The organism is Corynebacterium sp. PCR 32, assembly GCF_037464985.1.
GTDB lineage: Bacteria > Actinomycetota > Actinomycetes > Mycobacteriales > Mycobacteriaceae > Corynebacterium > Corynebacterium kroppenstedtii_D.
In genome coordinates, this window is record NZ_JBAHVL010000007.1 from 1 (window position 1) to 22,341 (window position 22,341).

The 22,341-nt window shown below is 56.5% G+C and carries 16 protein-coding genes; 6 read left to right on the forward strand and 10 right to left on the reverse strand.

Annotated elements, in window-relative coordinates; translation table 11 throughout:
- Nucleotides 1-230: 230 nt before the first annotated feature.
- Nucleotides 231-866, reverse strand: coding sequence for a hypothetical protein (locus tag V5S80_RS08620; protein ID WP_395170368.1), 636 nt, complete (start codon nt 864-866; stop codon nt 231-233).
- Between the two features lie 257 nt (nt 867-1,123).
- Here V5S80_RS08620 and V5S80_RS08625 point away from each other — a divergent pair, with 257 nt between their 5' ends.
- Together V5S80_RS08625 and V5S80_RS08630 are read left to right on the forward strand one after the other, a co-directional pair.
- Nucleotides 1,124-2,026, forward strand: coding sequence for a rhodanese-related sulfurtransferase (locus V5S80_RS08625; protein ID WP_395170369.1), 903 nt, complete (start codon nt 1,124-1,126; stop codon nt 2,024-2,026).
- 114 nt (nt 2,027-2,140) lie between these two features.
- Nucleotides 2,141-3,868, forward strand: a complete 1,728-nt coding sequence (locus V5S80_RS08630; protein ID WP_395170370.1) for a hypothetical protein — start codon at nt 2,141-2,143, stop codon at nt 3,866-3,868.
- Nucleotides 3,869-3,992: 124 nt separating this feature from the next.
- On the opposite strand, the gene V5S80_RS08635 is transcribed toward V5S80_RS08630, so the two are convergent.
- The 9 genes from V5S80_RS08635 to V5S80_RS08675 form a co-directional block, all read right to left on the reverse strand.
- Nucleotides 3,993-5,969: a fructose-specific PTS transporter subunit EIIC gene (locus V5S80_RS08635; protein ID WP_395170427.1), complete on the reverse strand. Its 1,977-nt coding sequence runs from the start codon at nt 5,967-5,969 to the stop codon at nt 3,993-3,995.
- Between the two features lie 279 nt (nt 5,970-6,248).
- On the reverse strand, nt 6,249-7,328 hold the full coding sequence (locus V5S80_RS08640; RefSeq protein WP_395170371.1) for a glutamate--tRNA ligase family protein: 1,080 nt from the start codon (nt 7,326-7,328) through the stop codon (nt 6,249-6,251).
- Nucleotides 7,328-8,665 carry a tRNA guanosine(34) transglycosylase Tgt gene (gene tgt / locus V5S80_RS08645; RefSeq protein ID WP_395170372.1) on the reverse strand — a complete coding sequence of 446 codons (1,338 nt, stop codon included), beginning with the start codon at nt 8,663-8,665 and terminating at the stop codon, nt 7,328-7,330. The genes V5S80_RS08640 and tgt overlap by 1 nt, the downstream gene beginning before the upstream one ends.
- 87 nt (nt 8,666-8,752) lie before the next feature.
- Nucleotides 8,753-10,015, reverse strand: coding sequence for a class I SAM-dependent methyltransferase (locus V5S80_RS08650; RefSeq protein ID WP_395170428.1), 1,263 nt, complete (start codon nt 10,013-10,015; stop codon nt 8,753-8,755).
- A 182-nt stretch (nt 10,016-10,197) separates the two neighbouring features.
- Entirely contained in the window at nt 10,198-11,496 is a 1,299-nt protein-coding gene (locus V5S80_RS08655) for a class I SAM-dependent methyltransferase (protein WP_395170373.1), read from the reverse strand.
- 136 nt (nt 11,497-11,632) lie between these two features.
- Nucleotides 11,633-13,294, reverse strand: a complete 1,662-nt coding sequence (locus V5S80_RS08660; protein ID WP_395170374.1) for an FAD-binding protein — start codon at nt 13,292-13,294, stop codon at nt 11,633-11,635.
- A complete protein-coding gene (locus V5S80_RS08665; RefSeq protein ID WP_395170429.1) occupies nt 13,291-14,160 on the reverse strand; it encodes a type 1 glutamine amidotransferase in 870 nt (289 codons plus the stop codon). The genes V5S80_RS08660 and V5S80_RS08665 overlap by 4 nt, the downstream gene beginning before the upstream one ends.
- A 67-nt stretch (nt 14,161-14,227) precedes the next feature.
- The gene (locus V5S80_RS08670) at nt 14,228-15,613 is read right to left on the reverse strand and encodes a MurT ligase domain-containing protein (RefSeq protein ID WP_395170430.1); all 1,386 of its coding nucleotides are present in this window, start codon (nt 15,611-15,613) and stop codon (nt 14,228-14,230) included.
- Between the two features lie 284 nt (nt 15,614-15,897).
- Complete coding sequence (locus V5S80_RS08675; protein WP_395170375.1) at nt 15,898-17,643, reverse strand: hypothetical protein; 1,746 nt, start codon at nt 17,641-17,643, stop codon at nt 15,898-15,900.
- Between the two features lie 246 nt (nt 17,644-17,889).
- Here V5S80_RS08675 and V5S80_RS08680 point away from each other — a divergent pair, with 246 nt between their 5' ends.
- From V5S80_RS08680 to V5S80_RS08695, 4 genes are read left to right on the forward strand one after another with little or no spacing between them, the layout of a single operon-like run.
- Nucleotides 17,890-17,982, forward strand: coding sequence for a potassium-transporting ATPase subunit F (locus V5S80_RS08680; RefSeq protein ID WP_395170376.1), 93 nt, complete (start codon nt 17,890-17,892; stop codon nt 17,980-17,982).
- Entirely contained in the window at nt 17,979-19,703 is a 1,725-nt protein-coding gene (kdpA, locus tag V5S80_RS08685; RefSeq protein ID WP_395170377.1) for a potassium-transporting ATPase subunit KdpA, read from the forward strand. Before V5S80_RS08680 ends, kdpA begins: the two co-directional genes overlap by 4 nt.
- Nucleotides 19,700-21,772 carry a potassium-transporting ATPase subunit KdpB gene (gene kdpB, locus V5S80_RS08690; RefSeq protein ID WP_395170378.1) on the forward strand — a complete coding sequence of 691 codons (2,073 nt, stop codon included), beginning with the start codon at nt 19,700-19,702 and terminating at the stop codon, nt 21,770-21,772. Before kdpA ends, kdpB begins: the two co-directional genes overlap by 4 nt.
- Complete coding sequence (locus V5S80_RS08695) at nt 21,769-22,338, forward strand: potassium-transporting ATPase subunit C (RefSeq protein ID WP_395170379.1); 570 nt, start codon at nt 21,769-21,771, stop codon at nt 22,336-22,338. Before kdpB ends, V5S80_RS08695 begins: the two co-directional genes overlap by 4 nt.
- Nucleotides 22,339-22,341: the final 3 nt, after the last annotated feature.

Consider the following 22,341-nt stretch of genomic DNA (forward strand, 5'->3'; position numbering starts at 1 on the left):
ATTACCAGCCGGTGTGAGGCCGAGTACAACCTCCACCAACTACGCGGCGACATGGGCCCCCTCACCCCACCAGTGATTGATAAGAGTATCCGCGAACCCAAATAAAACACCACTCATTGGCGGTCGTATCGTTGACTACATTAGGGAGTTAATCATCGCGCCCGCACCTGCCTTGCGGGTATCACGGCCCCTTGCGTGGGCCGCGTAGAAAGACCGAACATCCGCTGCTGTTACGTGAGAGGAGCACTATCCACAACTGTGGAATCAGGTGGTGGAGTGTTCCTGTTGTCACCCTGGCTATTCTCATCGGAGTTCGCTGGGGGTGTTGTGAATGAGGAGATCGTGCATCGGGCTGCCTGTTCGACGCCGTCTAAGTCCTCTCCGCGTTGGGCTGCCACGGCTCCGGCAACGGCAGCTTCCACAAACGGTGCATTAACAAGCCGGACGGATTCGGTGTCGTGAGTGTCTGTGGCTGCTGTCATCGTTGTGGTCACGGATTTCATATCGGTGAAAATGGCGCAGGCTAAACCCTTGTCCATCACGCGGTGAACAGCTGTATCAATCGCATCGCAGGCCAAGCTTATGTCGCCGTCAGCCTGTTTTCCTTCGTTATCAACGATGGGATCTAGGCTGCTGGTGGGAATGATGACAACATCCTTCGCCATCTGTGATGCGAGTGCCATGAGTTCGTCGGCCAGTTCCTGTGAACGTGACGCTAATACCAGGCCAACCTGCGGTGGCATCGCGTGGAGGTCTGTCGTTTCCGTAGGAGCTGGGTGTGTTATATCTGGTTGGTGTGCTGTGGCCTGAGGGTCGCTGTCAGGGGTGTGGGGCGACTGTTGTGGTTGTGTGTCGAGGCGCTTCATCACCTCTCTCATTGCGCACCCCATTAGGCATCGACAGCTTCGGCGACGGTGATGACGGAGGTATGTGGCTTATGGGTTACTTTCTTCATGGGAACGGTTCCTTGATGTTCAATCGGATGTATATTTAGGCTACCCTCAATACTGCTTTCGCTGTGGGAATTTGTACACAGATAGGATGCCAACGGCCCCTGGCAGTCTGGAATGGAGGGAATGCAGGATTTCTTGGGTGGGGTAGGTGTCTTATTAGAATCGGCGCTATGTCCATGCCGAAGATTGTGCTGTTTTATGTCTTTACGCCGTTGGCGGACCCTGAAGCTATTCGTTTGTGGCAGAAGACCCTGGCGGAGAAGTGGAACCTCAAAGGGCGGGTTATTGTCTCCAAGGATGGTATTAACGCGACGCTCGGCGGGGAACTTAACGACGTTAAACGCTATTGTCGTGAAACGCGAAGCTATGCGCCGTTCAAAGATGCTGATATCAAGTGGTCAGAGGGGCTCGGTGATGATTTCCCTCGGCTGAGTGTGAAAGTTCGCCCGGAGCTGGTCACGTTCGGTTCGGTCGGGGAGTTGACAGTGAATGACAATGGCGTTGTTGGTGGTGGCACCCATCTGAAGCCGGCGGAGCTTCATCGTTTGATGGATGAACGCGGTGAGGATGTTGTTTTCTTCGACGGGCGTAATGCCATGGAAGCTGAGATTGGTAGGTTTCGTAATGCTGTGGTGCCCAATACGACGACAACCCGTGATTTCTTAGATGAAATTGAATCCGGTAAGTACGACGATCTGAAGAAGCGTCCTGTCGTGACGTACTGTACGGGTGGTATTCGGTGTGAGGTTCTGTCGGTGCTGATGAAAAACCGTGGGTTTGAAGAGGTCTATCAGTTGGATGGTGGAATCGTGCGTTATGGGGAAGCGTATGGGAACGATGGCTACTGGGATGGTTCTCTGTATGTGTTCGATAAGCGAATGCATATGGAGTTCGGTGATGGTGTGGAGTCTTTAGGGCATTGTGTTGAATGTGGAACATCAACAGCTCAGTTTGTTAATTGTGCCAACGATGATTGTCGAAAGCTGTTTCTTCGGTGTGATGAATGTACTCATCATCACCACCACGATTATTGTGGGCAGTGTGAACCTGCGTTAGTCTCACCAATGTACTAAGTAATAGTATCTAAAATATGGTGTTGCGGCGGCCCACCGGAAACTAACATGGGATGATACAGAGGATCACACATGTGGCCTCGCGTCCCCTCCCACACTGGAAGTTGGTTTCCTATGCGACATCAGAACCACCTCAGGCGGTATCGCACGTTGTCACGGCGCTCACGTCTTATGTCAGCAGCGATTGTGTGTGTTGCTGCGCTTCCCTTGGCCAGTACGGCTGTTGCGAATGCTACCCCAGCGGATTCCCCTCAGCCTGAGGTTCCTGCGTCACCCCACCCTGATGCAATGTGCGTGCCCTACTTCGGTGATAGTCATAAAGGGAATGGCCAATTTCCCCTTGGTCTCGTCGCCCCGGATTTCGGCGATGACGGGTATGACGCCCTACCCGTCGCTGATAACAACGGTGTGCCTGCACGGGTAGATTTCCGGGATAATCACCAAGGTTTTAATGACAAAATCGACGTGGCCCTTCGGCACGGTTCACTTCTGGTGCGACACCGGGGAACTGAACAATGGCGCCAGATGCCAACTCCGGACTGTTTAAACGGGAAGATTGTCAGTATGTCCATCAACGGTGATTCCCTCATTGCCCTGGATAAATCCGGGTGGATATACACACTGAGCAATCTGCTCTCCAGCCCGACGAAATGGGGATGGATTAGAGCATGGGGCGGTCCCGTGTGGCTCGGGCAGGGATGGCAATCGCCATCGATTGATGAAGGAAAATGGTCCTTCAGCCTTATTGACAACAATGTGGACAAAACATATTCCATGCCGGATGGTAAAGAACAGCCTGTCTCCTTTGCTAAAGTCACGCAGGTTGTTGCGCTCGGTAAAGATGGGTCGCACCTATACAGTCTGGATCCGTGGTTGGCGCGGGATTACTCCTACGAAATTGGAACACCATTCAATTCCCAATTCCAGGTGGAATCCGTCGCCGCATCGGGATCGGTGATCTTTATCACAAATAAATATGGTGATATGTACACCACATTGTCGGACTATGACGTCCGCGGTGCAGACCCCACACAATTCCGTTACCAATGGCTGGACGACAACCACCCGGACCCGCGCCCGGCAGCGACACACGCACTACAACATCGGTTGGATGACACCACGGCCCCCATTGGAATTTCTGGACACGAGTGGACCCACCAACCGAAGATTCCGGGCACGATCACGAACAGAATATCGATTCACACCACCGCACCAGGTTCATCGCACCGTGAACTGCGCGTTGAAGGCGTCAACGATAAAGGCGAGTCGGGCTTGTGGCATAAGAACCTCACGGACACCGAGTGGGCATTCACAGTAACCAACAGTCCTCTCGAGGGAAAGCAGCTGGAGAATTCATCGACCGATAGAAGCCAGGACACCCTTGTGGACGATTCTCCCTTTAGCTACGAAGGGAAACTGACCGACAATGCTTCGCTGACCATTAACAACTTTGCCTACGCCAGCGAACGACACCCCGTCACGGTGACGGTGAATGGGCGAAGATACCCATTGATCCTCGATACCGTTGACGGGCGGTTGGGAACGCCACTCTCGCAGCGTGTCCTCCCCGGCGAGGGAGAATTCGGGGCTCGCCCCGCCGGCCTGGTAGAAGGAACGCCACGGGACTATATGGCGGCGGTTCGTGTCCCCGAAGAGACAAAGGACGCTGCTCGCCATGACCCCGATCTGAAGGAATTCCTCGACACCTACCTGAAGGGCGACGACCCGCACCAGCTGTATGCGCGGGTCACCCCGGGTGAATTCCAGATCATTAATTCACCAGTGAAGGGAATCGCCCTTCCCACCCCGGGCGCCGTGGCCACGCTCCGCGCCGTGAAATAAACCTCGGCGCCCATCACAATGACGGGTATAAGCGCGGGTGACAGGGTGGACCTATAGCCCCTGTGGTGACACCCTCCCCTCACCACAAAGGGCCACACCTGACACGTGCGACGAGATAACCCGCCTAGACGTCGCCGACGGCGCCCTGCACTGTGTTCACAATGTCCGCCGCTGTCGCCGCCGTGCGAAGGCGGTCCCGGAAGTCGTCCCGCATGATGGCACGGGCCAGTGTCGCCAGAATCTTCATATGTGCCTTGTTTGCCCCATCGGGGACAGCAATGAGGAACACAACGTCCACGGCATCACCATCCGGGCTGTTCCAGTCGACGCCATTACCAGGAATCCGGGCGAACACCACTGTTGGGGTTGTGACGCCCTCGACACGGGCGTGAGGGATGGCAATGGCATGCCCCACCGCCGTCGTATTCTGCTCCTCGCGGGCGAGAGCTGCCTGTATAACAGCGTCACCATCCGTGACACGCCCAGCGTGTACGGCGCAGTCAACCAATCCGCGAATGACATCATCTCGCGTGCCAGTAGGGGCGTCGTCAAGGAGAACCAACGATTCGTTGATGATGTCACTCGCCGCGGAGGCGGTGGGCGTGCGCGAGTCACTACTGGTGGATGAAACATCACGTGCAGTCAACTCCCCACTCTCAGCCGCGGCGTGAGATGGTTGAGCTGTGACGGGCGCTGGTGACGAATCCACCTGTGGGTGCGTGTCCCGCGACAAACGTACGTGCGTGAGGGCGATCATCACGCTGACGGTTGCCGCAACGCCAGCGAGTACTGCGAGGAAGAAGCCCGCGACACCATCGATAGCCCCCAGCACGGCGACAATAGGACCGCCGTGCATGACATTATCTTTCACACCCCACAGCCCAGCCAAGGCACCAGCAACCGCGCCACCAACAACGTTAGCCGGGATAACCTGCAATGGGCGGGCCGCCGCAAAAGGAATAGCCCCTTCGGTAATACCAAAGCACCCCATAATGAGCGCTGCGATGCCAGCATCCTTTTCTGGCTGGGTAAACCACTGGCGACGAATAAACGTGAGAATCCCCATGGCCAACGGAGGAACAGCAATAGCGGCCGCATTCATACCCATTGGTGCCGCATTTCCCGCCGCGATTAACCCACCACCAAACAGGAACGCGGTTTTATTAAACGGCCCACCCATATCGAAGGCAATCATTGCTCCCACAATTGCGCCCAACACCACAGAGGAGGTCCCATCCATACTGGACAGCCAGCGGGTAAGAGCATCGAATAGGGAAGCAAGTGGTGCGCCAATGACAAAAATGAAAAGCAGACCAACAATGAGAGTGGTCACAATTGGGATGACAATAATCGGCCAAATCGGGGCCACATACTTATTGACCGGGATCGTCCGAATAGCAAGAGCAACGTAACCGGACAAAATACCCGTCACGATGCCACCGATAAAACCCGCACCGGCTTGAGAACCATAGAGTGAACCCGTCACCGCGACCATGCCGGTAATAAAACCGGGTGCGAGTGCAGAGCGATCCGCGATCCCCTCCGCGATATACGCGGAGAGCACCGGCACCATCAGGCTAAACGCGAGAGCGCCGAGCTGATTAATGTCGTACCACACGCTATCGTGCGGGATTGTCATACCCGTGGCCGTTGGGTGGCCACCCAATGACAACGCCACAGCGATGAGCAGACCGCCAGTCACCACAAACGGGATCATGCGCGAGACACCAGCCATGAGCGCGCGGTAGATCACCGTCGCCTGGCTACGCACATGTCCAGTATTGCTGCTGGTGGGTGCTCCAGGACTTGTGCCGCGTGTCATGCCCTCACGACGAGTCGACGAATCCCACCGCGGTGCCGTCGTTGCCTGCTTCAGCAGCGTGCTGGGTTGGCTGATGGCAGTGTCGACACCGGTGATCACCAGGCGCTTACCCTCAAACCGTTGTGTGTCGATGGGGACGTCTGCGGCGATAATTACGGCGTCCGCCGATGCGATATCATCGCTGGTGAAGGCGTTATCGACGCCGATTGAGCCGTGAGTTTCCACTTTGATGGATGCGCCGGCGTTGTGGGCAGCAGCCTCAAGTTTCTCCGCAGCCATGTAGGTGTGCGCAATACCCGTCGGGCATGCGGTGATGGCGAGGAACGCCGCGCCCGCGAGCACATGATGATCCGCATCGACAACTGTCGACCCCTCGGATATTGGATCATTATTCCCTTGTCTAGTCATGTGAAACAATTTTAGTTTTTGATTGTGGTTTTAATAATTTGGTGGGTGTGATTTTCAGTATCTAAGAATATGTTGACCTCGTGACGTTGAACTGTGATTGATGGAGATGAATATGGAAATAAATAAGCCCATATTTTCTCAGAATCCATGTCACCAACCATGACGAGGGGACGACGATGACGACCAGATCACTGGCTGCCGTGGAAGCCTCGCGAGGGTCACCGCCTCCAAAAGTTCAGGAGCTGATGTGCACTCCGGATAACCCAACGATTCAGCCACCCACGCCCATGCAGTGTGATAGCCGAGCTCACGAAGAGTCACAGCACCATCACGCTTAGCAAGCCGCATGAACTGGGAATGAGTGCTGCCATGTGCACCAGTCGATAGGTCCGTGACAACCAACGGCACATGGTTGTACCTCCACCGGCTCGGCGACACCACCCGGGCAGGCGCAGCACCAACCCTGCCACCCTCAGCACTCGGCTCCACCATCGTGACTGCCCACGGTTCTAACATCGCAGCGAGGAAATTCTGCCCCGGTGCGGAGGGAAGGAGATCATCACCGCGCGTGATCTGGTCAACCCCCATAGTGAGATCATCGACGACAACAGCCAGGTTGTACGCCCAATTATTATCGCCCCGGCGAAGAACCATGTCATCGACCGGGCCCGAATACTTCTGCAACGTGGAGAAATCCTCATGGACAGCCCATGGTGGCGGGCTGGTCGCGCCGGGAGCGTCCGTTTGGGCGTCTGCCATGGTGGTGGCGTACGCAGCGTGGGCATGGAAACGAATGGCCGGGTGGCGACCCTGAGAGAATAGCTGTGTCCGTTTCTCGTGGCGCTGCTCCGCGGTGAGTCTCCGGCAGGTTCCTGGGTACATTCCGGGCGTAACGTGTGGCGCGCGGGACGCCTCCTGAATATCTTTGCGTGAGCAGTAGCATTCGTAAGTCCAGCCGCGTTCGGCTAACCAGTCGAGCGCAGCCTCATAGAGTGAGAACCGCTCCGACTGGCGAACCGGTTCGCCATCCCAGTCCAAGCCGAACGACGCGAGGTCCTCCATCTGGTCGGCAGCGGCGCTCTCGTGGGACCGCTGCCGGTCAATATCCTCAATACGGTAGATAATCCTGCGGCCGCTTAAACGCGCGATGACCCAGGTCAATGTATATGTCCGAAGATTTCCCAGATGGAAATCTCCCGATGGGCTCGGCGCGAACCGTCCCGCACCCATTATTTCCACTCAGGCGCGCGCCCGCCGTTGGCGTAATACCGGCCGAGGAAGTCATCACGGTAGTCCTCGAAACGACCATCAATGAGGGCCTGTCGCGCGTTGTGGACAAGGGACACAATAAATTGAATATTGTGAATACTGCACAACGTTCCCGCTAAGAATTCTTTTGCTTTGAGCAAATGGTGAATATACGCCCGCGAATAATGGCTGGCATATCCATCTAATTCCTCATCAATGGGGCGGAAATCGCGGGTGAAACGCGCAGTTTTCAGGCTCAAACGCCCATCCAGCGTATACACGCCTCCACGTCGTCCAAGGCGCGTGGGGGCAACGCAGTCGAATGTGTCCGCTCCAGCTTCAATGGCCGTAAAGAGGTCGTCGGGTTCGCTAATCCCCAACAAATGACGGGGCTTATGATCAGGCAAAACATCCGTCACCCACCCCACGATGGTTCCCAACGCACTTTTCTCCAAGGCGCCACCGATCCCGAATCCACCGAAACCCCGTCGCCCCTCAGATTCGAAGCGATCCGACATGTCCACCAAGGATTGCGCAGCGTGACGCCGTAAATCCTCATACTGAGCGCCCTGAACAACACCCCACAAAGACTGCAAGGGTTTTCCCACGCGGGCATCTGTCAGGCGGTTATGCTCCTCTAAGCAACGCTCTGCCCACCGGCGTGTACGCTCAACGGATTCCTCCTGGTACTCGCGAGAATCCACGAGGGTTGTGAGCTCATCAAAAGCGAACATAATATCCGCACCCAACCCGTGTTGAATCTGCATTGACTTTTCCGGAGTAAACCGATGCTTTGACCCGTTAATGACACTACGGAAATTAACGCCGTCGTCATCAACATGCGCATAGCGCTCCTTATGCCGAGCCTTAATATCGCTTGGTTTAATATCAGCTGTATCCATCGCCAGTACTTTTTTAAACCCCACACCCAAACTCATTACCTGGAATCCACCGGAATCGGTGTATGTCGGGCCATGCCAATTCTCAAACGTGGCGATGCCACCAGCCTCATCAATCAAGTCCGGGCCAGGCTGAAGATAAAGATGGTACGCGTTAGACAGGATCGCCTGAGCACCAGTTGCTCGAATGTGCTCGGGGGTGAGCGTCTTCACCGTAGCCTTCGTCGCGACCGGAATAAAAGCGGGCGTTGGAATATCACCATGCGGCGTATGAATAACCCCGGCCCGTGCTTTCCCCACGGATGCGACCGTCTCGAACGAGGTATCACTATTCAGTGACCCCGTGTTAGCTGTGGAAAGCTGTCGAGACGTACACGATACGTGGTTGGTGTTGTCGACCGCGGTCGGGGATTCAGTCATGAAGCCAAGAGTAGCAACGAGACCACCCAGGTCGTGAAGTCCGCGCCCCTGCCGACGATGTCAGCCGACAACAGCGGGGGAGACTCATTAACTGGACCACCATTGCCTCTCAGGCACGGGCAGGGTGCCGTCGTCAGGAAGTTTCACCCCTAAGGCCTGGTGGAGTTGCACAATGTTGTGGTCAAAACCCCACGCGGAACCAGCCATGTAGACGCCGTAGAGTTTCGCCGTCGCTTCGGACACCTCAGTGCATGCTGCATCCCAATTGTCCTGCAAATTGCGGCACCACGCACGTAGTGTCCGGGCATAGTGGGGTCGGAGGTTTTCCTCATGCATCACCTCAAAGCCGGCACCCTGCATATTCGCAATGATGTTGCCCGAACAATGGAGCTCCCCATCGGGGAAAATATAGCGATCAAGGAAAGGCCCAGCGTTGGTCTTAGCCTGATTAATAGGACGCGTAATGCAGTGGTTTAACACCAGCCCGCCTGGGCGGAGCTTCGTCAAGAGGAAAGAGAAGAAGTCCTCGTAATTGGCGGTGCCGATGTGCTCAAGGATCCCAATGGCGGAGATCGCGTCGACATCTGTTTCCGGAATATCGCGGTAATCTTGGAACCGTACTTCTGCCAAATTACCCAGCCCCTGGCGGGCGATCTCTTCGTTACCCCACTCGGCTTGCTCACGCGATAGCGTTGCTCCGATGGCGCGCACTCCGCGGCGGGCGGCGTAGCGGACCATTCCACCCCAGCCACAGCCGACGTCGAGGAGCGTATCCCCCTCCTTCAGGCGAAGTTTCTCGAAGATCAGACGGTATTTATTGTCCTGGGCTTCCTCAAGAGTTGCCGACGGATCGGGATAATACGCACACGTGTACGTCATCGACGGGCCCAGGAAGAGCTCGTAAAACCTATTCGACACGTCATAATGATGGCTAATCGATTCCGCGTCGCGTTGCTGAGAATGCCGGGACAGGCCATCGATCGCCCGCTGCCAAAACGGAACCATCTCCTGCGGAGGCTGAGGAAGATTGCGAAAGGCATCCATCGATGCCAGTGAACCAATAACCCGGCGAATAGTCCCGGCCGATACGTGCTTTAACCGCGCTGTCCGTAGAACCGCGAAAAGGTCATACGGATCCGCAGGGTGAACACCAGTGACCTGAAGGTTACCTGTCACATATGCGCGAGTAAGCCCCAATTCACCAGGTGCTGTGGCCACATAGGCTAAGCCATCCTTTGTGATGTGGATTCCCATCCCTGAATGTCTTCCGTCACCTGCGACGGAACCGTCGAACGCCGTGACGCGAAGGGGAAGATCAGCGAGGGTATCAACGATCTCACCGACCGTCATAGGGTTGGCTACCGGGCGGATTAACCTGGTCAACGGGGTGCTCAGGAGGGCTGAAATGATCGTTGGATCGGCGCCGACCATACTGGTTGCGTGGCGGGCAAGTCCAGGAATCTTCACCATAAAAATTAATATTACGTATTGATGTAGTCGCGTACTGCCCAAACGCCGACATCGTGAGGAAACTACGCTTTCCACCACGGGCGGAGGGGGAGCGACCATGTTCCATCATCGGGAAGCTTCTGCCCTAATACTTGGTGGAGCTGGATAATGTTGTGATCAAAGCCCCACTCGGAACCTGCCATGTACAGGCCGAATAGTCGCGCCGTGGAAGGTTCCACGAGTGTACTAGCCTTATCCCAATTCTTCTGCAAATTTACGCACCAATCATGCAACGTGCGCGCATAATGCGGACGCAAATCCTCGTCATGAATAACATCAAATCCCACATCTTGCATCCGGGAAATAATGGTGCCCGCCCCAGTGAGTTCCCCATCCGGGAAAATGTAGCGCCCTATGAATTGTCCCGTCCGAGTAGGGCGATTATGCGGGCGGGTAATGCAGTGGTTCACTATCATCCCACCCGGACGTAATTTCCCATACAAGAAACTAAAAAATGACCGATAATTCTTCGGCCCAATGTGCTCCAAAATCCCAATCGCAGACACAGCATCAAAATTGGACTCGGGAACATCACGATAATCCTGGTAACGTACTTCGGCGAATTCATTCAAACCCTGGCGCGTAATCTCAGCATGTGCCCACTCTGCCTGCGCTCGCGACAGCGTCACACCAAGGGCACGAACCCCCTGTTGTGCGGCATACCGCACCATTCCACCCCAACCGCAACCAACGTCGAGAAGAGTATCACCCTCGTGGAGGCGCAATTTGTCAAATACCAAACGATATTTATTCTCTTGTGCTTCCTCTAACGTGGCATCATCAGTCGGATAACATGCACAGGTATAAGTCATTGTTGGGCCCAAAAAGTGCTCATAAAAATCATTAGAAACGTCATAATGATGACTAATTGCCTCCGCATCACGCTCCTTAGAATGACGACGCGTAGCCGTAGCTATTCCCTCACGAGCGTCACGAATAACCTTGTGCCAACCCGGAATAACCTCTTGATGGGGGATCGGGAGGCGGCGGAACGCATGATGATTGCGCAATTCACGGATAAGTGTGACAAGTGCACGAGGACTTTTAGATATTGATACCGCCGAATATGCCTTTTGTAAATCATCAAAAAGACCATACGGATGGGCAGGATGAGACCCCCTACCCTCAACTGTCAACGCCCCTGTGACATACGCGCGAGCAAGTCCAAGATCACCCGGGGCGGTCACTATATACGCCAATGCATCCTCATTCTCTAGACGTATAGTGATATCTCCAGAACCAATAGAGCTCCCGTCACACGCCTCTATCCGAAACGGCAACGGGCCTTTCGTCATCGATGCGATGATCTCTGCGACCGTCATACTCAATGCGCCCGACCTCTTTTCTCTTCGACCTCACACGCGACAGTGAGAACGCAGATGCGATCACATTTGGCTGGACTGCTCCAGGGAGCTGCTCGCGTGAGTTTTATCGTCGTGGTCGCCGACGGCTCCCGGGTTACTTTCCGCCGACGGCCTTATCAAACAACCCAGGGAAGCGACGCTCCGGATCGTAAGCTTTCTTCACTAATTCTGGAATAGTACCCCCATAAAGAGCAGCAAACTCCTCCTCCGAATAAAAAGCCTCCGAATATAGCGACTTATGGCCGCCCACATCCCTCATCTTCCGCTCAATCACACGGTTAAACGCACCAGGACGAGGATCACCCGTCATATCCACCGGCACCGAGGACCAAAAGCCAATATTCACCCACACATCCCCCACAGACAGCGGATACAACGGCCACGGATGAGTTCCAGCACCATCAGCCTGGGCAACATCAGAGGACAGCACATCACCACGCGTCGTCAACGACGACGACTCATCAGCAAGTTTCAGGGGACACAACCACACCGGCTGAATCTCACTGGCCGTAAAAAACCAGTCCAGGAACTCCGGCACCCTATCCGTCGTCACCTCCACATCCTGAACCACACGCTCACGAGCAGGACGCCCATGGTGCCGTTCAATCCGATCCGCGATATCCCACCGTTTATCAGCGCCAACAAGCTTCCAATAGAACGACGACCGCAACAACCCCTCTGGCCACATCCGACGAATCATCGGATTCTGCGCGCCAAATGCGCGCGAACACCAAAACCAATCCGTGTCCCACCGCCACAGGTAATCGTGCATGGTCAGGGTATCCCGCGTAATCCCCTCGGGATGCTGAATCGAGCGATAGTAAATGTGCTCCTTCGTGTACGTAGACACCCGCGAAGGCACCTCCGACGACTGCCGACCCAACACCAAATAACCCTCAGTAGGGGAGAACACCACCCCGTCGAGATAATCAACGGCCTCACCGTCGTACTCGCGGCAGGCAACAATGTCATCAATAGCAGCAGCAATAGACGTCACATCATGAAAACGAACATGACGAAGCTCAACGAAAGGCTGAACTTTTTCAATCTTAATCGTGATCCGCACCGCATACCCCAACGAACCATACGAATTCGGATACGTACGAAAAAGATCAACATTTTTAACAGGGCTACACGTCACAATCTCACCCGTGCCCGTCAGAATATCCATCTCAACGACAGATTCATGGGGAAGCCCGTTGCGAAAACAACTCGACTCCACACCCATACCCGTGACCGCGCCACCCAACGTAATCGTCTTCAACTCGGGCACGACATACGGGGCAAAACCGAACGGGAGCAGCGTATCCACCAGATCCTCATAGGTGCACATGCCCTGAACATCAGCAGTCTGCGCCACCGTATCCACAGCGATCACCCGCCCAAGACCCTCAACATTCAAACCAGGAGACGTCGGCGCTGTTCGGGAGCGAAACAAATTCGACGTCGTCTTTGCCAAACGAACCTGCGACGAACGAGGAATAGCGTCAAAGGATTCACGAAGTTTATCGACACCCCTCTGATGCTCCCACCACCCAATGGGATCGACCACACGCCGGGACCCATCACCCCAATGTGCCGCCGTAAGCTCCTCCGGTCGAAGACCACCACGTGGCCCCCGAACCACACCCCGGTCAACACCAATATGGCTGCTTACCCGGGATATTCCGCTCACAGCGATGCTGGACAATCCACCCAGCATCATCCGGGCAGCACCATGGGCGGGAGAAGGAAAGACACGGTCACGCACAGTCATGACGTCGAGTCTATGCGCTCCTGACGAAGCTGGGACACCTCTTTGTTTAATTCCCTAGCTAATTCGAGAGAGACCTCACCCATCTCACGAGTATCCAGATCACCTCGCACTGACGGATCCATCGCCTCCCCAAGCGGAGGGAGGTCATCAACCTCCACACCTAAAGCCCGAGCGATTAACACATCAGCGAGCTGCGGATTCCGTGCCAATGCCGGGCCATGCATATACGTCGCAATGATCGACCCCTGCACCGCACCCTCAGCAGTAACCTGGTATTCCGCAGCATCACCCTCCATGTGCACCGCGCCTGCACCATAAGAATCACAGTTACCCGTACCAAAGAGAACCCGACCCAGTGGACGAGCATCCGACCCCAGAATCGTCGCCCCCATATGATTAGCAAACCCCGTCAACTGAGTAGTCAACCCACGGGTGAACACAGAACCAGCCGCAGCACCCCCCGGCTGCACAGGATCTGAACGGAGTTCACCAATCATACGGGCCCCCAAACTAGACGTCGTCACATCAAGAAGACCAAGACCCTCCACCATGGAACCAGACGCGCGGAACGACTCACCAAGCACCTGAAGACCAGCACAAATCGCCAAAATCGGGGTGCCCTTCGCCGCAGCACGCACCAGACCCCCGTCCGCACGGAGATGCTCCGACGCCAAAATCTGCGCCGTATCCTCCCCACCACCCACCGTGTAGAGATCCAAACTATCCGGCACCGGCTCACCCAGATGAATCGGCACCACCTCCGCGGCAACCCCCCGAAGCCTCAGCCGCTGACGCACAATAAGCGCATTACCATCATCACCGTACGTCCCCAACACATCAGGGAGAATCAAACCAATCTGAAACACAGACGACGACCGCCCCCGCACAGACCCCACCGAACCACCGGACTCTGCCACGGAACCAGAATACGAATTAACGGACATCAATGCCCTCCTTATCGGTAGCGCTCTGCATCGATTCACGACCCTGCCTCACCGCACGGTCCAATGCACGCTTGAGATCACGAAACGCCGTGTAATTAGCCAACACCTCAACACGACCCGGCGGACACGCCATAATCGCATCCACCGTGTTCTTCACCAGCCGGTGACGAACCCCCGCATAACCCAACCGAACCGCCAAATCAGCGCCGCGTTCACCCGCAGCAACCACAGCCAGATCATCCAAATTCTCAAAACGGACATCCCACAACCACGACAAATCAACCCCATCAGCAACCTGCCCATTCGTCGCGATCACCAACCCATCAGCCGAGCGATCAATCATACTCAACGCCTCCTGCCACCCCGCAGGATTCTTCGCCAGCAACAGATGAACCTCACGCCCGTGAAACGACACCGTGGAATACCGGCCAGCCACCGACTCCACCGACTCCGTCGCCGCCAGAGCCTCCCGCACATCAGCACCCAACGCTACCGCCGCAGCCACAGCCTGAACAGCATTTCCACGATTCGCATCACCAGGCAACGACAACGACAACGGAAGGCACGTCCCCACCGGCACACCCGACGCCGCAGCTGTAGCCTCAGAATCCACCCGCATGCCATCCCGTGTGATCGAATAATCCGGCTGTGGACGCCGAAACTCGGACCCATCAGGAAGCCGCTTCGTCGCACACCAATCCACATAGCTCACCGACGCCCCATCCTGCTCCGCGCCAGCATCACGCACCTCGCGGCGAATAATCGCACCACCCGTCCGTGGACACGACGTTGACTCACCCTGCCAACCCAAACCAGCAGACACCCACACCACATTCGGACACTCCCACGCCGCCGACGTCACCATGACATCATCACAGTTCGCCACCACCGTCATACCCGGATGCTTATTCACCGCACCACGCAGCGCGCGCTCAATACTATTAATCTCCCCCACACGATCCAGCTGATCACGGCTAAGGTTCAACAGCACCAACACCGACGGATCCAACTTGTCAGCAATCGCCGGCACATGCATCTCATCCACTTCCAACGTCGCGACCTCATAGTCGCCACCCGCACGCAACGCAGACACCACCCCCGCATCCATGTTGTCACCGCCCTCATTCGTCGCCGTCCGCCGCGCTGTCCGCGCAGCAGCAGCCAACATCCGCGTCGTGGTGGACTTACCATTCGTCCCCGTCACCAACGCCACCGGACGGCCCGCGTTAATCCGGCCCATAATCATCGGATCAATCGCCGCGGCAATCATCCCACCGATCATCCCGCCAGAACCACGACCAGACTTCTTGGACGCCCACGTCGCAGCGTCAGCAAGAGCGAGAGCGGCCCGCCCCTGAACATTCACCGTCGTCATCGGGGAATCACTGGTCACGCTGGTAATGCGCGCCTCTAAAGAGTCACTCACGCCATCCGCGCCCTGCCGGAGCGCTTGATCAACACGCTCACGAAGAGCACGCAAAGAGTTCATCGTGCGCTGTCGCACGTCAGAACTAGGAGAATCCGAGTTTTCGCTCATTGCCCTAGAATACGTGGTCCCCATATGCACGACATCGACGCACACACCACCCACACCCCAGGAGCCGCCAAGGACGACAATAACGCAAATTGCCCACGGTGCATCCCCTATCGGGCGCCCCGTTAACGTGGGGTATTAGCAGCGTGCCGGGCGAGACGTATCAGTTCCGTATCCCGGACGAGGGGAATACCCTTCCGATGCGCGTGCAATGCTCGCCCCTCATGCGGCACACGATCGTGCAGCGGGCCGTGGCCTGTGCCATTAAACACCACGAGCGATGTCTCCCGCGTCAGCTTTTCTGAATAGGTCAACCCGGCGTGCAGACCAGCCTCGATGACATCGTCAGGGTTCATATCAATCTCGGGGGCCACCGTGAACACCATTCCCCGCTTCAACCTCTGGCCAGGAGACCACACCCCAGGATTTGGCGTGACCTCGGGAGCCAATGCCGCCTCGATGCGTATCACGGAATGTTGAAGACCAACCCGGTCTGCTCGCAAATGATGCGGCTCACGCTTATCGACATTCTTCCAGGCTTCATCACGAGCCCAGACAAGCGGCGCCGGGTGGTCATTCGTGTGGTTAGGCGTCTGTCGGTCAGTGAGCTCCTCGAGCGCATATGCTGCTGCATTGGCGGGTTCAATCCCCGCACGATCCAGCTGAGCCATTGCTAGCTCGCCAAGGAGGATGGCGTCAGCAGTCAGGAGCTGTCGGGGGTCAATGTCACGTCGTCGCCCTGAGGCGTGAGCGCCAACGCCAGGAAGTGTGGTGTATGCATCGGGCGATGAATCCATGTCCAGCACAGTGGTGGTAGGAAGAGAGTCGTCCACAAGGTTGTAGGTGGCCGCAATGCCACGCAGCCGCGTATCAGTGATGGGGAGGCCTTGCCGACGCCCCGTCGCTTGCGTGTCAATAATGGCGACGGGGCGGGGTACGTGCCCGCTGTGGCGACGTTTGCGTTGGCGACGATTTTTTGCCGACGCTGACCGCACCGTCCGACGCGCTTCCTGCGCAATGAAACCCCAGGTTGTTGGCGTATCGTGAACAATCAGCATGCGGCCGTCGATGACCCGATCGAGTTGCCGCAATGTGGCGCTGAAACGGGGAGCGGACCTGAATTCGTCGGGTTCAAGGCCGAAGAGGTGAAGAGGGCCTGGGTCGGCGTCGGTATTAAAAACACGTTGCCACGTGGACACGGGTAGACCATCGGTGTCGAGGAATGTGGCCGCTAACGCCAACATGCGACCAGTGGAGGGATGGATGTTGGTCGTGCGCAGGACGATGGCGACCATGGGTGCTTCGTTGATGGTGGGGATGGGTTCCCGCGGCGAGCGTGCATGGGTGTCGCCTGCGTTGTATTTATCTTTGTCCGGGTTGGTAATGATGCCTCCGCCGGCTAGCCCGGTGCGGGTGCGGTGTGGCTTCGGGTTCGTGGTGGAGGGTGGGGTTGTTGTGTCGTCGGGGGCGGAGGTGGCTGGTCGTCGGGGTGGTCGTCCTCGTGATGTGTTTCGGTTGTCGATATTGGGTGCTGCGGCGGGGCGGTTACTCCGCCGTCGTCCGCGTCGGCGATTTTTCTTTCCGTCGGTGTGGGAGGCGTGGTTGGAATTGTGTGTGGTGGTGTGCTGGTTGTTGGTATCGGGCAGCTGATCATTGTTGCTGCTGTGGTTGTTGTTTCGCGCGGAGTAGGTGGCGCGACGGCGGCGGCGCTCTCGTCGTGCTTTCGAGTTATTGCGGGATCGACGCTGACCATTGTGCGGGGTGGGGCCTCCGGTACCCGATTCTCCTCGGTCGGAGTTGTCGCCGTGTGCGTGGGGTGTGTGGGCGGCGGAGCTCCGGTGGTGAGGGGAGTGGTCGGGGGTCGATGTCATGCTCGATATGCTACCTGGCGGTCGTATCGCAGCGTCGTTGCCCACACTGTCGACGCTGCGCCCCAGTTCCTGCGCGGTGAGGTATGTGTCGTCGACTGTGTGCCTGTCAAGATTTTGTTAAGGACTTCGCTTCGCTATGGCGTGGGGGCATAGGTTGTTGCGCATGGTTAGTGATCTGTTCTTTCTCGCCTTTACTGGCGTGATCTTCTTTTGCCTGCTCTTGGCGGTGAAGGGGGTGGATTCCCTATGACGTGGGATAGTCTCGCTGGGCTGGTTGTGGGGATTATGTCTCTGGTGTACCTCATGGTGGCCCTGTTGCGCCCGGAGGACTTCGCATGATCGTCGCTTCTCCTGCCGCGCTCGTTGTTGCCTCGGGAGCTACACATTCCTCTTCTTTGTTTGCGTGGGTGCCTCTTGGTGTGGTGCTTGGTGCTTTGGCTGTGTGTTATCTGCCGATGGGTGGGTACATGGCGCATGTTTTCAGTAGTCCGCACCATACGCGTGTGGAGCGTGTGGTGTATCGGCTGATGGGTATTGATCCTGATTCAACGCAGCGGTGGCGGCGTTACACGGTGGATGTTGTGGTCTTTTCCGTGTTGAGTCTGGTGCTTCTTTATCTGTTGCAGAGGCTTCAGTCAGTGTTGCCTTTGTCTCAGGGGATGCGTGCAGTGTCCCCGGATCAGGCGTGGAATACCGCAGCATCGTTTGTTACTAATACGAACTGGCAGTCGTATTCTGGTGAGTCCACAATGAGTCCACTCACCCAGATGATGGGCTTGGCGGTGCAGAACTTTCTTTCTGCAGCGGTGGGCATCAGCGTGGCGGTGGCTCTTATTCGTGGGTTCGCTGCTCGTGATAAGCAGGGGTGCCTCGGTAATTTCTGGGTGGATCTCACCCGCTGCGTGTTCCGGATTCTTCTTCCCATTGCGGCTGTGGCGGCGCTGGTGTTGCTGTCTCAGGGTGTGATTGAGAATCTGCATCCAGCGAGTACTGTCACGACGTTCACGGGTGGTCAGCAGTCGATTCCGGGTGGCCCGGTGGCATCTCAGGAGGCCATTAAGGAATTGGGTACTAATGGTGGTGGGTTCTTCGGCGCGAACTCGGCGCACCCGTTTGAGAACCCCACTGCGTGGTCGAACATGCTGGAGATTTTCCTCATTCTGCTTATCCCCGTGTCACTGACCCGCACATTTGGTCTGATGGTGGGAGATCGCCGGCAGGGGTGGGCGTTGCTCGGCGCCATGAGTGTGTTGTTCTTCGCGTCCCTCGCAGCTGTGCTCGCTTTCGACGGTGGCATGGGGTCTGCTAGCCATGGGAATGGCCCATCTAATGCCTTGGAGGGGCGGGAGATGCGTTTCGGGCCCATATCGTCGGCATTTTTTGCGGTGGCGACAACCATGACCTCGACAGGTGCGGTGGATTCTTTCCATTCCAGTTATAGCCCGCTGGGCGGTGGCGTCCTGTTGCTGAATATGCTGCTGGGCGAGATTTCCCCTGGTGGTGTGGGTTCGGGTTTGTATGGCATGTTGATTGTCGCTGTACTCACGGTGTTCCTGGCGGGCCTGATGGTGGGTCGTACGCCGGAATACTTGGGCAAACGTATTGGTGTGCATCAGATCATCAAAGTCTGCTTGTACTTGCTGGTTATGCCTGCCCTCGTGCTGTGTGGGGTGGCGATCTCGGTGGTGCTTCCAGCCACGCGGGATAGCCTGTCGACGGTGACGGATTCTCCGCATGCGTTGACTGAGTTGGTGTATGCGTTTGCTAGCGCGGCCAATAACAATGGTTCTGCTTTTGCTGGCTTGAATGCCAATACCCCGTGGTTCAACATTGCCTTGGGTTGCGCCATGGTGTTGGGTCGTTTCCTTCCCATCATCATGGTTCTCGCGCTTGCTGGATCGCTTGCGATGCAGGCACCGCGCGAGGCGACGGTGGGTACGATGCCGACACACCGTCCGTTGTTTGTGGGGCTTGTTGTGGGTGTTGCGTTGATTGTTGGTGCGCTCACCTTCTTGCCCATTCTCGTTCTCGGCCCATTCGCGGAGGCCTTTTCTCTATGACCATCACATCGTTTCTTTCTGCGCTTCCTTTAGCTGCGCGTAAACTTGACCCGCGTTCCCTTGTTCGCGTTCCCGTGCTTTTCCTTGTTGAGGTGGGTGCGGCTTTTACTCTCATTATTGGGATTGTTCACCCGAGTTTCTTTACATTCTTCCTGTCCGCGTGGCTATGGGTCACGGTGTTTTTTGGTGTGCTTGCTGAGGCTGTCGCGGAGGGTAAGGGTAAGGCACAGGCGGCGTCATTGCGGTCGTCCCAGGGGGACCTTGTTGCCCGCCGAGTTAGTGCTGATATTCCTCCTAGTGAGGCTCTTTCGATGGATGGCTCGAGTGGTATGGAAAGTGTGGGCTCGGAGAGCTTGCATAAGGGTGACCATGTGGTGGTGTTGGCGGGTGAAGTGATCCCTGCTGATGGTGATGTGGTCGCTGGTGCTGCCAGTGTTGATGAGTCTGCCATTACGGGGGAATCAGCTCCGGTGATTAGGGAGTCTGGTGGTGATCGCTGTGCTGTGACCGGTGGTACTACTGTGCTCTCTGACAGGATTGTTGTGCAGATCAGTAATGAGCCAGGTCAGGGTTTTATGGATCGCATGATTAGCCTGGTGGAGGGGTCGAAGCGGCAAAAGACTCCAAATGAGTTGGCCTTGGGCACCCTGTTGACGGTTCTCACCATTATTTTCGTCTTGGTGGTGCTGACATTGGCGCCGATCGCTGCTTTCCAGGGGTCAGCTCAATCTCCTGTGGTATTGGTGGCGTTGATGGTGTGTCTTATTCCGACCACTATTGGTGCGTTGTTGTCCGCGATTGGTATTGCGGGTATGGATCGCTTGGTTGAGCACAATGTTCTTGCCATGTCTGGTCGGGCGGTGGAGGCCGCTGGTGATGTGTCGACGCTTTTGCTGGATAAGACGGGCACGATTACGGTCGGTGATCGGCGTGCTGTGGATCTTGTCCCGGTGGGTGGTACGCCGGCGGCGGAGTTTACCAAGGCTTGCCAGTTGTCGTCCTTGGCGGATGAGACTCCGGAGGGGCGTTCTGTGGTGGAGTTGGCGAATTCTTTTGCTACGGCTATTGATCCCAGTGATTACCCTGATCTCACTTTTATTCCGTTCACGGCGCAGACCCGTATGAGTGGTGTGCAGGTGAGTTCGCGTGAGCGCATTGTTAAAGGTGCGGCTAGTGAGATGTGTGATCGTGTTGCACAACTCGGTGGTGCGATCCCTGCGATCGTGAGTAAGACCGTGGAGGATATTAGTGCGTCGGGTGGTACTGCGTTGGTTGTTGCGCGTCTTGGGTGTGATCCGGCTACTGGTGATGCGACCTCTGGTGAGTTGTTAGGTGTGATTCACCTTAAGGATGTGGTGAAGCCGGGCATGTCGGAGCGTTTTGCGCAGTTACGTCGTATGGGTATCCGTACTGTGATGGTGACGGGTGATAATAAGTTGACGGCTCGTGCGATCGCTGCTGAGGCTGGTGTGGACGATGTGTTGGCGGAGGCGACGCCGGAGGATAAGTTGGCGTTGATTCGTCAGGAGCAGGCGTCGGGTCATTTGGTGGCGATGACTGGTGATGGCACCAATGATGCTCCTGCTTTGTCGCAGGCTGATGTGGGTGTTGCTATGAACACGGGGACGTCGGCGGCGAAAGAGGCTGGCAATATGATCGACTTGGATAGTGATCCGACGAAGCTGATCGACATTGTTCATATTGGTAAGCAGTTGCTGATTACTCGTGGTGCGTTGACGACATTTTCTATCGCTAACGATGTGGCGAAGTACTTCGCGATCATCCCGGCGATGTTTACGTCCGTTTTTCCTGGTCTGCAGGTGCTCAATGTGATGCGGTTGCATAGTCCGCAGAGCGCTATTGCGGCGGCTGTGATTTTCAATGCTGTGGTGATTGTGGGGTTAATTCCGTTGGCGTTGCGGGGGGTGGCGTATCGTCCGCGTGCTGCGGCGGCGTTGCTTCGTCGGAACCTCATGATTTATGGCGTGGGAGGTGTGATTGTTCCCTTCTTGGGGATTAAGGCGATTGACCTTCTACTCACTGCTCTTCCCGGAGGTTTGTTCTCATGATGTCCTTGTTTCCGTCTCGGGTGCGGCACGCTGTCCGTGCCGGTGGTGTGTCCCTCGGGGTGTTCACTGTGATTGTGGGGCTGGTGTATCCCTTGTGCATGGTGGGTATTGGGGCGGTAGCGCTGCCTCATCAGGCAGGTGGGTCTGTGATGTCTGATTCTGCGGGGCATCATCGTGGTTCCTCGTTGTTGGCGCAGCAGCCGAGGGAGGGTGATGATTCGTGGTTCTTCCCCCGTCCGAGTGCAGGTGAGGGGCAGGCGTCGAATGCGTCGCCGGATGATCCTGCGTTCCGCACGGAGGTGGAGAAGCGTCGTCGGGAGGTGGCTATGCGTGAGTCTTTGTCGCCTGGGAAGGTTCCGGCCGAGGCTCTTGCTGCGAGTGGTTCAGGGGTAGACCCGCATATTTCGCGGGAATATGCTGAGGTGCAGGTGCCGCGGGTATCCCGGCACACTGGTATTTCTGAGGCGCGGTTGCATGATCTTGTCGTTCATAGTCAGCAGAGTGGTGATCTTGTGAATGTGACGACGCTCAATGCTGCTGTGGCTCAGGATATTGGTTCTCACTAAGGA